Source organism: Rhizobium sp. ZK1 (assembly GCF_047782645.1).
In the GTDB taxonomy this organism is placed as follows: Bacteria; Pseudomonadota; Alphaproteobacteria; order Rhizobiales; family Rhizobiaceae; genus Rhizobium.
Map to the genome: position 1 here is coordinate 109,023 of NZ_CP180587.1, position 15,934 is coordinate 124,956.

Sequence of the window (15,934 nt, forward strand, 5' to 3'; positions counted from 1 at the left end):
TTATGAACCTTCCAGCAACTGGAAGGTCAACAGCTTTTTTCATCGGCGTGGATTTTTCAAGGTTAACGTCAGGCCGGCACGATCAAGGCCGCCGGCTGGTCTCCGAGAAGGGTGGCAAGCGCGATCTTCGTTCCCGGCTCCAGCATCTTGCCGGTCAGGAGATCGGCCTTGAGGCCGTGAAGCGGCGAAGGCACGGATATTATCGTATCCTCCCAGAATTCCGGCCCGGCAAAGAGCACGCCGGGATCGAGCCAGCCGAACATCAGTCTTGGCACGACGGTGATAGCAAAGTCGTTATGGTGCAGGCGAGCAAAGGCGACGACATGGTCGCTTCTGATGCCGGTGACGGCAAGCGGCAGATATTCGCCCTTAGTGAAAAGCTGGCCGCGCTCGAGCCGGAGTTCCAGGCCGATCTGGATGACGCGCTGTTTCAGCGCCTCCGCCTGCAATCTTGGCAGCGGACCACCCTCGGCAAGCCAGCCTGCGAGTGTCTCGAAATCTGGCTGCCGCCTGTTGTCGGGGTCGACGAAACTGAAATCGAAACCTTCGGCCCCCTGATAGATATCCGGAATGCCCGGTGCCGTCAGCTTGATCAATGTCTGCGACAGGCTGTTGACGTAACCGGTCTCGATGAAGGGCTGCAGAACATGGGCGAAATCCTCGGTGAAGTCGTCATTGTCGGGTGAGACGAGTGCTGCCGCATAGGCGCGGACCGCCTCCTCATAGTCATTGTTCGGCGCCGTCCAATCCGTGCGCAGCTTGGCTTCGCGAACAGCCTTTTCCGCATAGGCCACGAAACGCTCGCGCAGCCCATCGGCATGGCGGCGGTCGAAATCCTCGGGCCAGGCGCCGGCAAGCGCCTGATAGAGCATCCATTCCAGATCGGACTCGGGTGCTGCACCATCCGGCATCTCGATACGGTGACCTCCATTCAGTCTGCGCCAATGTTCGACGGCGTTGGCAAAGACGTCGGCGCCTTCGCTCACAGTGAAAAGCCGCGCCCGCGCATCCTCGCCGCGCTTTGTGTCATGCGTCGATGTTGCCGAAAGACCCGAGGGCTGGGAGCGCGCTCGACCCTGCATGAGTTGGTGAAACGCTTCGATGCCGCCGGGCACATGATCCGGCTCGCCGCCGACCTCGTTTGCCGCCAGCAGCCGGTTGTAGCGATAGAACAGCGTATCCTCCATTGCCTTGGCCATGACGGGGCCGGAGAGCTGCTGGAATCGGTGGCGGAATTCACGAGCCGCCTCATTGTCGACCTTGCCCTCAAGGATGACCGCGATGCTCTGCAGCGGCTGCGCATGGTCCAGATATCCGGCAGCCGCCAGCTCGGCTTTTTTCAGCAGATCCGCATCCCGAGCATCGAGAGGGCCGTCGGTCCCGTAGGTGCGGTAGACGGGAAAGGCGATCAGCAGCTCGCGGATCGCCTCAGTGATCTCCCTGTTCGACAGTTCGGGCAAGAGGCCGGCTGCAATGTGCGCAAGGCGAGCCGCCTCTCCGGCGAAATTCCGCTCGACCATCAACCGCTTGGCCGTCCGCCGCCCGGCTTCGAAATCGCCATTGCCACCTGCCAGCCGGCGATAGGCTTCGTCGAGCTTCGCTAAGCCGTTGCTCTCCACGAAAAGCCCGCTCAAGGCGGCAATGAACTCGTAGCCCGTTGTTCCCTGTACCGGCCAGTCGGCCGGCAGTTCTTCGCCGGGGCCAAGAATTTTTTCGACGACGATATAGATGTCTGCGCCGACCGCTTGCCGCAGGCGGTCGAGATAGGCTCTCGGTTCCGCCAGCCCGTCGATATGGTCGATGCGCAGGCCCTGCACCTGGCCCTGAAGAACGAGATCGAGAACCAGCCGGTGGCTCTCTTCGAAGACCCTGTTATCCTCGACCCGCAGGCCGATCAGCCCCGTCACCTCGAAAAACCGCCGATAGCTCAGATGCTCCGAAGCCTCCTGCCAGCGCTGGAGCTGCCAGTGCTGCGCCGCATGCAGCCGCGCCATAAAGGCATGATCCTTTGAAAGCTCCGCAAGCTTTCTGCTCAGGCCTGTGAGGTCGCCGGCCTCGAAGATCATGTCGCGCAGCCCTCGATGCAGGTCATCGCCACCGATGGAGCCCGCCAGTTCAGCCATCCCGGCGAGAACAGGATCATCCAGCTCCGTCGAGAGCGCTGCGTAGCTTTCCATGCTCAGCGGAAAGAGGGCGTCGTAATAGCCGATCGCCAGATTGCCATGCGCCTCATCGACCGTGATCGTCAGTTCACCCGCAGCGACACTTTCATCGAAACTCTTCCCCAGCTGGGGCAGGGTCAGCCGTTCGCTCCAGTCTATATCGAAATGGCCTGCAAACGGGCTGTGTTTGCCGAATTCCAGGACGCTCCGCCACCAGGCATTCTCCAGCGAAGCAGCCATATGGTTCGGCACGATGTCGAGGATCAGGCCCATGCCCGCTTCTGACAGCGCTTCACTCAGGCGATCGAAGCCCGCCCTTCCTCCAAGGCCAGGATCGATCTCGTTGGCGTCGGTCACGTCGTAACCGTGCGTCGATCCCGTCGTGGCGGTGAAGACCGGCGAGGCGTAGAGGTGACTGATGCCGAGCGACTTCAAATAGGGGACAAGTCCGCAGGCACGATCGAAGGTCATACCGTTGCGGAACTGGACCCGGTAGGTCGCGGAGGGAAGCGTCATGGGGTTCGTTTTTGCCGTTTGGATGGGACATCTTCCAACGGTTGTGAAGGGTTTTTGTTCCCGTCAGTCGACGAAGACGCCGACGCTTGCCGCCCGGCCCATGGAATCGATCACCGTCAGCTTGGAATACCCGCCGCCATCAGGCATCCAGCTTTGCGTGCGCCGGCGGGAAAGTTCGGGCAGCGGCTTGCCGTTGGCAAGCCAGCGGAAAGGCGCGCGGCCGCCCTGCAGTTTGAGCATCAGCGGCGAAAGATCACCTACCTTTGCTCCAAGATCGACATGAGCGCCCTCCGGCGGATAGACGATCTGGGGTGACGGCTCGCGGCCGGACGTGACCAGCAGCCCGTTGGCATTGACGGCAAAACGGCGCTGGCTGATCGGCAGATCGGTCTGGGCGATGCGCACGGCGCCTGCCGGCGGGCGCGGCAGCGGTGTCGTGGCGATGCCGGATTTCGCAAGCGCCTCGAAGAGGATGGGTGCAGCCGTGCCATAACCCGTCAAACCGGGTACGGCGCTATTGTCCGGCCGTCCGACCCAGACACCAAGCACATAGCGTCCGTCATAACCGACCGACCAGGCATCGCGATAGCCATAGCTCGTACCGGTCTTGTAGGCGATGCCGCGCTGCGGCGCACCCGCCGGCGGTATGACGCCCGAGAGTATGTCGGCGATATTCCAGACAGCGACCGGCTCCAGCAAGGGCTCTCCATTGAGCTTGCCGGGCATGTTCGTCACGCCATCGCCGATCCTGACCGGCTGGCCGCGATTGGCAAGAGCCGTATAAAGCTGAACCAGATCCTTCAGCGTGATGCCGACGCCGCCAAGGCCAATCGCCAGGCCCGGCGTCTCGTTCGGCGGCAGGACCGGGCGCACTTCGGCGCGGCGGAAACGTACCATAAGCCGCGACGGGCCGACCGCATCGAGCAGCTTGACGGCCGGCACGTTGAGGGAGAGCTGCAGGGCCTCGCGCACGGTCACGTCACCCTGATAGCTCATATCGAAATTGCGCGGCCGGTAGCCGAAGAAATCCGCCGGCCGATCCTCGATGATCGTTTCCTGGCTGACGAGCCCCTGTTCGAAGGCAAGGCCGTAGATGAAGGGTTTGAGTGTCGAGCCGGGTGAGCGGTTGATACGCGTCATGTCGATCCAGCCGGAGCGGCTGGCATCGAAATAATCGGCCGATCCCACCTCGCCGACGATGTCGCCGGTTTCGGCATCCGCCATCACCATGGCGAGCGACAGCTTCGGCCCGAGCTTCAGCGTCGCGGCGCGCGCGACGGATTCAAGACCGGCCTGGACCTGCTTCTTCAGGGTCGTCTGATGCTGGACCACCTTCGGGTCCTTGCGGAGCGCGGCTTCCGCAACATGGGCGGCAAGGGCTGGAAGCTGCAGCCGGCGGGCTGGGATTGCAACCCCTTCGGCGCGTTCTGCCTCGCCGTCGCCCACCACTTCGGCCACGGCAATACGGTCGAGCACGCGCTTGCGCGCCGCTTCGGCGGCCTTCAGGTTTCGGTCCGGCCGACGCCTTTCGGGCAATTGCGGCAGCGCGACCAAGAGGGCAGCTTCCGCCACCGTCAGCCGCTTCGGCTCCTTGCCGAAATAGGCAAGGCTTGCGGCGCGCACGCCTTCCAGATTGCCACCATAGGGCGCATGGGTGAGATAGAGATCGAGGATCTCTTCCTTCGAAAGCCGCCGCTCGATCTGCACGGCGCGCACGACCTGCAGGAGTTTTGCCGAAAGCGACCGGCCCTCGCGCGGCTCGATCAGCCTTGCCACCTGCATGGAGAGCGTCGAGGCACCGGATACGATGCGGCCGTTGCTGACGAATTGCAGCGCCGCGCGCCCAAGCGCCCAGACATCGATGCCGGAATGGTCGTAGAAGCGCTGATCTTCATAAGCAATCAGCATGCGGATGAATTGCGGGTCAACGTCAAAAACGCGTGTCTTCAGCCGCCAGCGCCCCTCCGGCGTTGCAAAAGCGCGCAGCAATTGCCCATCGGCATCAAGTACTTCGGGCGAGACGGCTTCGGCCTGTTTAAGTGGCGGCGGAAAGGCCCGGTCGGCGGCATCGAGCGCAAGAAGACCTGCGCCGGCAATGAAAATGCCGGCCGCAGTCCCGATCGCAAATTTCTGCCACCGCCTCATTGTTGCGCCACAACGACCTCCATCTTGCCGGTCGCCGTGCGGGCGGACATGTCTGGACGATACATGTCCTCGACCGTCGCTGCCGGATGATCGTAGACGCCGGGCGTGACGGCGCGCACCACGTAGGCGACGTTGAAATCCCGCGCCGAATTCTGATCGCGGGTGAAGGCGGCGACGAAACGGTCGTAGCGGAATTCTGTATGGGCGGCGGACATTTCGCCGACCCAGTCGAAATTCGTCATCTGGGCGCTGTCGACGAGGCTCGGATTATCGATCTCGAAGCCGGCCGGCAGCAGGTCGGTGATGACGATACGCGAGGCCCAGTCGTTCTGCTCGGTTACATGCAGCACGACGACATAACGCTCGTTCTGCTGTGCCTCGCTGACATTGGCCTCCTCGCCGTCGAGCGTGTAATAGCTCCGCTCGATGGTAAAGCCGTTGCCACCGGCCGGCAGCGGCTTGACGGGGGAGGCGACCGTCGTGACGACGGCCGAGACCGTATCGCTCGTCGCACTCGTCAATGTCAGCGGATGGTCGATCAGCGCGTCACCCGTCATCTTTGCCATATAGACGCCGGTTCGCTCAGCGCCGTTGACGTTGACCTTCAGATCGTCGTCGCCGTTTTGCAGGGCACGCGCTGCCAGGAGCATCCAGGCCTGTTCCTGGGTGCTCGTATATTTGCTGCGATCCCATTCCCGAGCGACCGCCTTGGCAAGTTCCGGAATGACGGGCGGAACCGGCCGGCTTTCGGCGGCAAGCGCCAGGATCGCTGCGCCATCGCGCAGCACCGAGCCGTAATCGGTGCGCGAGAAGTTCACACGGGTCACCATCGACTGTTTCGACATCTGCAGGGCATCGACAAAGATGTTCTTCGAGCGGGTCGCATCGCCATAGAGCGCCAGTGCCGCAGCGATATGCGCCTTGGCAAGCGGTGTGGGGAAGTCGTTGATCATCGTGTCGGCATAATAGCGCAGGTCGCTGACGGCCGCCTTCTTGTTGCGGGCGAGCACGTAGAGGGCGTAGGCGATTTCGTCGCCCTTGCCCTTCACGTCCGTCGTATAGGAGAGCGAATTCTGGAGGTTTTCCAGCGCCTGCACCAGGGCGCGATCCGGCACGTCGTATTTCTGCTCGCGTGCCCGCGTCAGGAAGTCGGTGACGTAGGAATCGAGCCAGAGATCGCCGGAATCCGGTCCCCAGAGACCGAAGCTTCCGGCATAGGCCTGATAGGAGAGTAGTTTGTAGATGGCATCCTGCACGCGCTTGTGGATGTCGTCATCGGTCTCATCCATACCAGCCTGCTTGGCGACTTCGGCCAGATAGAGCAGCGGTAGCGCGCGGCTCGTCGTCTGTTCGGCGCAGCCGAACGGATAGCGATCGAGCGTCATCAGCAGAGCCGGAATGTCGAAGGCGGCCGAGCGGGTCACGTTGACGGCGACCGAAGCGCCCGGAAGCACGCTGTCGGCCAACAGGTTCTTGTCGACGGTCAGGCTCTTGCCGGGTTTGAGCGCGATGACGCGCCGTTCGGTGACCGGCAGCGACGACGGCCGCACCGGCACATCGACTACCTGATCGAGCGACAGGCCCTGATCGTTCGACAGGTTGATTGCCACACTGCCATCGCCCGGCGCGCCGCCGACAAGCGTCAGCGTCAGGTCGGACTTGGCGCCGGCTTGAAGCTTCAGTATCTGTTCGGCTGGCCCGTCGATGGTGAGCGCGCTGTTGCCGCTCAGCGTCAGCTTGTAGTCACCGGCCGGTGCATCGGTATTGGCAATGTCGAGACGCAAATTGGCCTTATCCCCAGGTGCGAGGAATTTCGGCAGGCTTGCTGTGACGACGACAGGGTCGCGGATGATGACGTCCCTGGCGCTGTGGCCGACGCCGGTCTTCGTCCAGGCAACCGCCATGACACGCGCCGTTCCGTTGAACTGCGGAATATCGAAGCTGACCTTCGCCTTGCCTTCGGCATCGAGTTTGACCGGACCGGAGAAGAAGGCGACGAGCTTCTGCGTTGGCGGACTTGCCTGCAATGCGATCGCGCCGCCGTCGCCGCCGGTACGCAGCTTGCCGGTCGCGCCCAGCGAGCCGTCGATCAGCCGACCATAGAGGTCGCGGATCTCGAGGCCGAGCTGGCGCTGGCCGAAATACCAGTCTTCCGGGTTCGGCGGCTCGTAGCGCGTGAGATTGAGAATACCGACATCGACGGCGGCAACCGTGACGTAGGCTTCCTCATTCGCACCAGCGCCGGCAACCTGCAGGCCGATGTCGAGCGGCCCGCGCGGCAGCATCTTCTCAGGCGTATCGATCTTGACCTGCAGCGCGCGCTCACCCGGATCGACCTTCAGCCATTTGATGCCGATCGAGCGCGCCGGCATATGGGTGTCGAGCGAATCGCCCGGCCGGAAGAGGGTGGCGGTCACATAGGCGCCGGCACCCCAGTCGGCGGTAACGGGAATATCGACCTCGCCGCCGGTCTGACCCATCGTTGCGTTCTGGACCGCAATCAGGTTTTCCGTGCCGGCCGTGATCATCAACTCGCCACCGTAACGCGACGTGACCTTCAGCTTGGCCGTCTCGCCGGCTTTGTAGCTATCCTTATCGAGAGCAATCTCCAGGCCATCAGGCGTTTCCGTCGAGGTCGAGGCAACGAACCAGCCGGCATCGAATTCGACGCTGGAGGTCGGGCCGTCGGGATCGGTGCTTTCCACTTCGAGCCTGTAACGGCCCCACTCGACCGGTGCCTGGATCTTGCCGCCGTCTTCAGCCGTCGCATCCACCGAGCCGGAGGCGACTTCTTGGGGCGTATAGGTCGGCTCATATTTCCAGGCAGTGCCTTCGCGATACCACTGATAGTCACGGCGCAGCTTGTAGAATTTCCAGCGCAGGCCCTTCATCTCCTGCTTCTGGCCCTGGGTGTCGAGGCCGATCACCGTGAAATTTGCGAGCGCATTCTCCGGCAGGTCGCCATCGAATTCCGGCTTGATGCCGATTGCGGCCTGATCGGCCTTGACCGGGATGTCCAGCGAGCGCTCGATGGCACGGCCGCCGGGCTCCTGCATGCGCAGATAGACGGTAGCGTTGAGGAGTTGTGTCGTTGCCGGCAGTTCGCCGATCGTCAGATCGGTCGAGGCCTCGCCATTCTCGTCGAGCTCCGGCAACCCGTCGATCGGCTGGCGCGAATCCTCGCTCGCCTCTTCATCGGCAAGGCCGAATTGATAGCCGGGATAGGCGGCATTTTCGCGCGTCGGCTTGACGACGACATCGCCCTCAATCGTCAGGCCGGCCGCCGGGGCGCCATAGAGATATTTGCCGGAAATCGTGATGGTGGCGGCCGTATCCGTGCCGATTTCCTTGGACACGGTCTTGATCTCCATGTCGGTGCGATCTGGCACGAAATCGTCGACGAGGAAGGTCTTGGTGGCGATCGCCGAGCCCTTCGGATCGGTATAGACGTTCATCGTCCAGGTGCCGCGCATGGCGTTTTCCTGCGTCTGCAGGTCCACCTGATAGCCGCCGAGATTGCTCGTCTGGCTGACGATGCGCCGGTCTTCCACACCGTCGGGCCGTGAGAAGATGAAGGTGAGCGGCAGGTTCTCGATCGCCTTGCCGTCCGTGTCGCGGGCAAGGGCTGCCGCATGGACGATTTCGCCGGCGCGATAGATGCCGCGCTCGGTCCAGGGCAGCACGTCGATCGCACCCGGCGCGGCGCGGCCGGTGACACCACGGTCGGAGAGATCGAAGCCCGCCCGCGTCATGTCGAGGAAGACATAGTCGGATGCGCCGTTCTTGGCGGTGATGACGGCGGGCGTGAGTGCGGCGGTGCCGCGCATCAGGCCGGCGGTGAAGGTGGCGCGGCCATTCTGATCGGTCGTCGCCGAGCCGAGCACTTCATTGTTTTTGGCAAGCAACTGCAGCTCGACGCCGGCCATCGGCTTGGCAGACGCAAGTGAGCGGGCAAAGACGTTCAAACCATCGGTGCCGGCATAGGTGGAGATGCCGATATCGGAAACGAGGAACCATTGTGTGGCCTGCGAATCCCAGTCCTGCACCGGACCGGTCGGCGGAGTGGCGACGAGCACATAGATGCCGGGCTTGCGCTCGGGCAGCGCCTCGTCGACCGGGAAGGAGGTGACGACATCCTTGTTGAGTTCGTTGGCGATCTCGATCGACCCTTGCCAGACGAGCTCGCCGCTCTGGTCCTGGATGTTCTGGGCGCTGTAGCCGTCAAGCTGCGTCAGGAACTGCGAGCTCGTCAGAAGCGGCGCGATGCCGCGATCGCCGATCCGGTAGAGTTTCAGATTGGCAGACGCCATATTGACGGAGACGATCGGCACGCCGCGGCGCGCCGTCGACGGCAGCACGAAGCTATCGCCGGTAAAGCGCACCACCTGGCTGCGGTCCTTGATATAGACGTCGATCGTGACAGGCGCTTCCAGAACCTCGTCGACCGAGGAGGGCAGGCCGGTGCGCAAACCGATCTTGTAGGTCTCGCCATGGGTCAGGCCCTCGACGCAGATCTGCTTGTCCTTGGCTTCGAGCGCTTTGGGTGCAGCCCCGTTCAGCGTCACGAAGGGCGTATAGTCGACCGTCTTGACCAGTGCCTCGGAGAAGGTGACGCAGGCGCGCGGTGTGGCGCTATCGGCATCGACTGTATGTTCGGTGATGCGGAAGCCCTGCGTCTGCTTGAGCTGCAGGTAGTCCGCTTGCACGTCCCTGGCGCTGACGAGCGCCAGGCTCGCCTTATAGGTATTCAGCGCATCGCGGTAGTTGGCATTCTTTTCCAGGGCCTTGGCAAGCACTGCCAGCGCGTCGGCGCGCTTATTGGTCGTGCGTGTCAGCTGGTAGCCATTCAGCGCATCGATCACCGCCTGGCCGAAGATGCCGCTGTCAGGTGCGCCGAGCGAGGTGGCGGCACGCGCCGTCTCGATCCAGAGATCGCCGTCGTCGGGGGTAATCGACAGGGCACCATGGAAGGCCTTCAGCGCATCGGCAAGATTGCCGCCGGTCAAGTCGAGGCGCGCGCCAGCGGTCAGGCTGTCCACACCCTGGCCTTGCTGGTCGTCCGTCAGCGTCAGATCATTGCGGAAATCGCGGGCCTGCTGGACCAGATCGTCGGACAGGAAGGGCAGGCGAGGGGCCGCACCGATATCCGGCTCTTTCGGCGTGGCGGCAGCGGTCGTTTCAACGATCCGGCCGGCAATCGCGCCGGGGGCGGCGTTCATCGTCTTGAAATCGGATTTCAGGAAGCACCACTTCACCTTGGGATTATAGGTGAAGGCCTTGCAGCTCTTGTCGCCGATGCAGGCCGCCTTGCACTGATCGAGCGAAATGTTCTGCTCGGTGCGCAGGTCGAAGCCGAAATAATCCGCGTCCTTGACGGTGACGATATCGCGCTTGGCGTCGGCGGCAAAAGCCGGCGGCCCTGCAAAAATCATGGATACGGCAAGGACGGAAAAGGCGAAGAACGAGCGCGCAGACATTGGATCCCCCCGGGTGCTGGCTCTGAACCGGGCGGCACTGTCCCCACTCCTCAGGGAATTGTCAACTCACCTTGCCGCCTGTTCCGGTTTCGCACATTCGCTTTCGCGTAATCGTCACATCGGCGTGAGTGAACAGCTTGTGATTTGCGGCTTTTTCGTCGTTCGGCAAGGATTTGGCAATCTAGTTCCCGGAGGTAGCCCCATGCCCATATCCACATCAGGCAAGTTCCTTGTCGCGCTTTTCGCAACCGCAGCCCTATCGATCGGCCTCGGTTCCATCGCCAGCCAAGCGGCGGAAGATGCGGTCGTTATTCCAGCCCCTGCGGTCGACGAGGCGGGCAGGTCCGGCACGGAGACTGCCGTCTTCGCCGGCGGCTGCTTCTGGGGCGTCCAGGGCGTCTTCCAGCATGTGAAGGGTGTCAAAAGTGCCGTTTCAGGTTATGCCGGCGGCGAAGCCGCAACCGCCCAGTACGAAACGGTCAGCATCGGCACGACGGGCCATGCCGAATCCGTTAAGGTGACCTTCGATCCGAGAGAGGTCAGCTACGGCAAGCTCCTGCAGGTCTTCTTCTCCGTCGCCCACAACCCGACGCAGCTCAATTTCCAGGGACCGGACCAGGGCACCCAATATCGCTCGGCGCTGTTCATCTCCGACCCGCAACAGCGCAAGGTCGCTGAGGCTTACATCGCCCAGCTCGAAAAGGCGCATGTCTTCAAACAGCCGATCGTCACCAAGGTTACCGACTATACCGGTTTCTACCCGGCCGAGCAGTATCACCAGGATTTCCTGACGCTGAACCCGACTTATCCCTATATCGTCTATAACGACCTGCCGAAGATCGAAAACCTGAAGCAAATCTTCCCGGCTGACTACCGCAAGGATCCGGTTCTGGTGCTGAAGGCCAAGGGCTGAGCAGCCTCCAAAAACAAATTTCAGAAGGCGGTTAAAGTAGTCGCCTTTTTACGACCTGACAGAATTTTAAGAATTTATCAATATTAACAAAATGTTAATTGAGAAATACTGCGTTTCAAGCCGGAACATATCGTCGCATCGCCCGTTCAAGCTGCGAGCCTCGTCGAAGCTGTCTGTCTTCAACGAAGCGGCGTCTCCTAATGTAAAGCGTAAAGGGGATCTGTCATGGCCACGAATGTCATGCGTAGCTGGCAACGGGAACATCTCATGGAACAGCGAGTGCTGATTGTCGAAGACGAACTCTTGATCGCCCTTGATCTCGAAATGACGATCGAGGAGATGGGCGTGCATGTCGCAGGCCTCGCATCGGATCGCGAGGGGGCCTTCAGGCTCGCACCGCTCGCCGACATTGCCTTCGTCGATGTCAATCTCTCAGATGGCGCGACCGGCCCTGAGATCGGCCGTCAGCTCGCAGAAGACCATGGCATTTCCGTCGTCTTCATGACCGCTAATCCGGAAGTCGTGGCGGATGGCGTGCGCGGCGCGCTCGGCGTGGTGGCAAAACCTGTCATGCCTCAGGTTGTCGACCAGCTCCTAAAATACGTGGCGGCTCGCCGCGCCGGCATCTTGGCGGTGGTGCCGCCGCAGATGGTGGTGTTTGCTTAGTTCTGCCTGAACTGACTTAGGAGCGACAGTTCCGCCTTTACGGTCTGATCTTGAATTCTCGTTGTGCGCGATGTTCAGGGCGGGCTCCACCGATGTCGCGACGAGATGTTTTGAACATTGACTTAAGGGCGAGGATAGGCTTGAAGCGGTTGATGATGACAAGCTGCGAACGAGTGGCACAGCGTTCGGGTGTCGGTTTGTGAACGTCGGGAGCGATCATGTCCGAGAAGCGGTTCGATGAAGAAATAAATCTCTTCGTTTTGGCTTCCTTCCTCAAGAAAAATGCTCTCGTGATCGGTGCATGCACGGTTATCGGTCTCGCCGTGGCAAGTGTTCTTACAACCAAGGCGCCGGCGGTTTTCGAAGCATCCGCACAACTCGTTCTTGCGAAAATCGGCAGGCCTGGGCCTGATGGAACCGTATTGATAGCTCCGTTGGAGCCGCGGGATCGCTTTCTGTTTCGGATGCGTTCGCCGGCTGCTTTCGACTTGAAGCTCGCTCCCAGCTGTTCTGAAGGAGGTACTGCCACACGCGAGCAATTGGCGCGAAGCGTGAGAATCGTTGCCCCCACAACGCCTGATGATGTGATCTCGATATCTTTCAGCGCATCTACGTCGGAATTCGCGGAGCGATGTGTAACGTCCGTTGTGCAGCTAATTCAAGAGCAGCAGTCGCTCTTGGCCTCGCAGAGCGATGACGGCATCAAGGCAGAAATTGCTGCCAGCGAAAATCAACTCGCAGACAATTTGAAACTGATCGAGTCCTCCCAGGGATCGGACTGGCAGAAAGCGATCTATTTGGCCACGCGGGATGATTCCAATTTTCTTCGCGAGAAAATTATGACCCTAAACTCGCGGCTGCAGCTAAATGAACCTGCGAAGCTTTTATCACCAGTCTATGCATCGCCGTCGCCTGTGTCGTCAAATAGCCTGAAGCGACTTCTCGTCGGGTTGATCGGCGGTTTTGCGGTTGGTGTCTTCGCAGCAATTGCAAAGACATGGTACAGCTTCCGACGCACAAATTAAGCTCGAATCATTGCTAACCCTGAACCAATCGAGCGCAGCACTTTGTTCGTTGAGCTATTTGACCCTTGGCGCCGTTGAAACGTGGAACTTCCCACGAGCGAACTGCAGACCACGTGAAAGAAACTTTCCGCTTATAAACTGAAATAGACGTGCGTTCAGGCCGTGGCTGCGAAGCGCACGAAGAATTTCCCTATTTTGGTTCACGATATTTGCAAGGTTGCGGTTGGTTGTGCCTCCCATACGCATCTTGACCATCACCCCAGGTATGTACCGGACACGAATTCGGTGATGCTCCAGGAACCGCATCATCAACTCGACATCGGCGGCGATACGGTAACCGAGATCGAATGAGCCAAATCGCTCATAAACATTGCGGCGTACGAAAAAAGTCGGATGAGGAGGAGCCCATCCTTTTTCGAAGGCGGTTGGCACGAAAGGTGACGAACGCCAGTGGCGGACGACAGTCCCGGGATCGTCTTGTTTGACGTAGCAGAGGTCACCGTAACATGCTTCAAGCTGGGGATCGTCTTTAAATGTCTCGGCCACCTTGGCCAACGTGCCCGGCAGGTAGAAATCGTCTCCGTTGATAAAGCCGATGATATCGCCTGTCGCCAATGCGATACCTTTATTCATCGCATCATAGATGCCGGCGTCCTTTTCCGAGATCAGTTTGCTGATGATCTCCTTGCGTTCTTTGATCCTATCAAGCGTCCGGTCCTTCGAGAGGCCGTCTATAACGATATATTCCAGATTGGCGTAATCCTGGGCGGCAACAGACTCGATGGTATCGGCAATTGTGTCTTCATTGTTGAAGACGACAGTAATGACAGAAATCTTCGGCTCACTCATTAATTCTCTCTGGTGGTCGACCGAACATGACACGTACGTACCCCGGTCGTTGCTCTGTTATAGCACTTGACTGCGGGCGCGGCGAACAAGCGAGGTGAAGTCAGAAACGAAGCGCAGAACTCGTTCGTTGGACATGGCCTGTGCCAGATCCCCGCTGGTTGCGATCGTTGAAGCCGTACGCGGGCGAACAGAAGCCAAGGTATCTGCGAGTGAATGTGCGTCGTATCGGTTGAAATAGGTTGCTGCTTCGCCAGCTTGCTCTCTATTCACATCCAGATCCGATAGGATCAAAGGCACGCCCCACGACAGAGCCTCTTCCACCGTCGTGCTCCATCCCTCGAACAGTGACGGATTTAGCAGTCCCATACTCGCGGTGCCGAGTGGTGCAAGGTCTTGATAGGGGATCAGTCCGAGCAGGCGAAAACTCTGGTCAAGACCAGCTTCCGCGATGGCTGCTTTCACACTTGGAAAATATGTCGGATCGCGTGGATCGGATTGATTGCCGCTGGCCGCGATTGTTAGTTCGAGGCCCCGCTCGCGAAGGATTTTCAGCGCCTCAAGTACGAGAAGATGGTTCTTATGCTTCCAGAATTGATTGGGCAGGAAGACGTAGTGCTCCGGTAGCCGGTACTTGTCGGCAATTGCCCGCGCCACGCTATAGTCAATCTTGCCTTTTGGCGGCACGGCAAAGCGAACGACATGCGTACGACCTCGAGCTGTGGGATAGAAGTGTTCACAAGAACGTTTGGAATCTTCGCTGCTCAGCATGATCGACCGATGAGCCATAATCTGGAGCCGAAATCCGATGTCACGTTTCCAGTAGCCAAACCTGCTGAAGAGATGTGGCAGATAACGATGCTGGAAATCCGGAAACCATGCAATGGCAGGTAGGCCGAGCCTGAAGCCAAAAAATTGCGCCACTTCAAAGACCACATCTATCTGGTGTTTGTTGAACACCGCCCGGATGCCTCTATCCGTACCGGTTGCAAGACTGAGTATTAGCGACCGAAGGCTTCGAGATCTGTTGAACAAGGGATGGCGGATAACCGTTACGCCGTCCAGGCTCGCAAATGGCGCTACTTCGTCTTCCCCAACATCGGTTCCGAAGAAAATGACGGGACAAATCTCGTCCTTCCGGTAACGGGTTAAAAGCGTGACGAGGTTCAGCAAATAATTGTAACCGCCGGTCCAGTTACGACCGCCGATCATGGTAAAGCCGATTTTTATCATCTTGCTGTGCCAGCCTCGGACCGGAACCAGCCGACATATGCGGAAAGCCTATCCTTCAAATCCCCGCGCGGCTCAAAGCCGAGGGATCTGAGTCTGCTCGAATCCGCGACCAGGCTTTGGGGATCGCCTTTTCTCGCCTCACCGGAAAAAATGATATCCGGACGGGAAGCCTCTTTCTCGAACCATGCGTCCACAACCATCTCGACAATGGAACGAACGCTTGTGCCGGTACCCGTACCGACATTGATGACCCTGCGAGATTGGTCGGCTTGTCCCTCAATCAGCGATAGCGCACGCACGACATCCCCGACGTCGATCCAGTCTCGAAGTTCAGCACCGCCACCGCCGAGACCGAGGCGATCCGGATTTCTCTCAAGTTGAGAACACACGTCCCACAGCAGTTGCTTACGCAGCCCTTGTCCATAAACTGAAAAGAGACGAGCGATCGCGACCTTCAATCCATATGTATCGCAATAGGACTGACATAGAGATTCCATTATACTTTTGTGATGGCCGTAGGGAGAAAACGGGTTTGTAGCCGTTGTTTCCGCAATCGGACCTTCGTGATCGGCGCCGTAAACCGCAGCGCTTGAAATAGCCACCAGTCGACAGTCAGGCGCTTCCAGTCGCAGCCACTCAAGGAGTTCGGATGTCGAATTGACCGTGCGGTGAAAATCCTCGCGGGGATTTGCAATCGCGACACCAACAGAAGAGCCACCAGCAAGATGGTACACCACGTCCGGTGTGCCAGACTGTCGTTGTATCAGCCGAAGATTGAGGCCATCAATTTCTCCATTGTGCCAAAGCGTCAGCCCCCACCGTTCCGCGTGGAGAGGAGGCCAAATACCATGACCAAGGCCAAGCACGACATGCCCGTTTTCCGAGAGATGCCGCGCCAGATATCTGCCGATAAAACCGTGAGCGCCAGTGATGAGGATTCGAGCCATTCTT

Annotated in this window: 9 protein-coding genes; 3 read left to right on the plus strand and 6 right to left on the minus strand. The window is 59.9% G+C overall.

The window, feature by feature from the left end; translation table 11 throughout:
- Positions 1-68 precede the first annotated feature (68 nt).
- The 3 genes from treY to ACK9YZ_RS23190 form a co-directional block, all read right to left on the minus strand.
- On the minus strand, positions 69-2,678 hold the full coding sequence (gene treY / locus ACK9YZ_RS23180; RefSeq protein WP_416067726.1) for a malto-oligosyltrehalose synthase: 2,610 nt from the start codon (positions 2,676-2,678) through the stop codon (positions 69-71).
- 63 nt (positions 2,679-2,741) lie between these two features.
- The gene (pbpC, locus tag ACK9YZ_RS23185; protein WP_416067727.1) at positions 2,742-4,823 is read right to left on the minus strand and encodes a penicillin-binding protein 1C; all 2,082 of its coding nucleotides are present in this window, start codon (positions 4,821-4,823) and stop codon (positions 2,742-2,744) included.
- A complete protein-coding gene (locus tag ACK9YZ_RS23190; RefSeq protein ID WP_416067728.1) occupies positions 4,820-10,300 on the minus strand; it encodes an MG2 domain-containing protein in 5,481 nt (1,826 codons plus the stop codon). Before ACK9YZ_RS23190 ends, pbpC begins: the two co-directional genes overlap by 4 nt.
- Positions 10,301-10,502: 202 nt before the next feature.
- Here ACK9YZ_RS23190 and msrA point away from each other — a divergent pair, with 202 nt between their 5' ends.
- The 3 genes from msrA (at position 10,503) to ACK9YZ_RS23205 (ending at position 12,904) form a co-directional block, all read left to right on the plus strand.
- Entirely contained in the window at positions 10,503-11,213 is a 711-nt protein-coding gene (msrA, locus tag ACK9YZ_RS23195) for a peptide-methionine (S)-S-oxide reductase MsrA (protein ID WP_416067729.1), read from the plus strand.
- A 225-nt stretch (positions 11,214-11,438) separates the two neighbouring features.
- Positions 11,439-11,879, plus strand: a complete 441-nt coding sequence (locus tag ACK9YZ_RS23200) for a response regulator (RefSeq protein WP_416067730.1) — start codon at positions 11,439-11,441, stop codon at positions 11,877-11,879.
- A 218-nt stretch (positions 11,880-12,097) separates the two neighbouring features.
- Positions 12,098-12,904 (plus strand): Wzz/FepE/Etk N-terminal domain-containing protein, encoded by an 807-nt coding sequence (locus tag ACK9YZ_RS23205; RefSeq protein ID WP_416067731.1) that lies wholly within the window; start codon positions 12,098-12,100, stop codon positions 12,902-12,904.
- A 54-nt stretch (positions 12,905-12,958) separates the two neighbouring features.
- Here ACK9YZ_RS23205 and ACK9YZ_RS23210 read toward each other — a convergent pair whose 3' ends face one another.
- The 3 genes from ACK9YZ_RS23210 to ACK9YZ_RS23220 are packed head-to-tail and all read right to left on the minus strand — an operon-like array spanning position 12,959 to position 15,930.
- The gene (locus ACK9YZ_RS23210) at positions 12,959-13,753 is read right to left on the minus strand and encodes a glycosyltransferase family 2 protein (protein WP_416067732.1); all 795 of its coding nucleotides are present in this window, start codon (positions 13,751-13,753) and stop codon (positions 12,959-12,961) included.
- 57 nt (positions 13,754-13,810) lie between these two features.
- A complete protein-coding gene (locus tag ACK9YZ_RS23215; protein WP_416067733.1) occupies positions 13,811-14,983 on the minus strand; it encodes a glycosyltransferase family 4 protein in 1,173 nt (390 codons plus the stop codon).
- Complete coding sequence (locus ACK9YZ_RS23220; RefSeq protein ID WP_416067734.1) at positions 14,980-15,930, minus strand: NAD-dependent epimerase/dehydratase family protein; 951 nt, start codon at positions 15,928-15,930, stop codon at positions 14,980-14,982. Before ACK9YZ_RS23220 ends, ACK9YZ_RS23215 begins: the two co-directional genes overlap by 4 nt.
- Positions 15,931-15,934 lie beyond the last annotated feature (4 nt).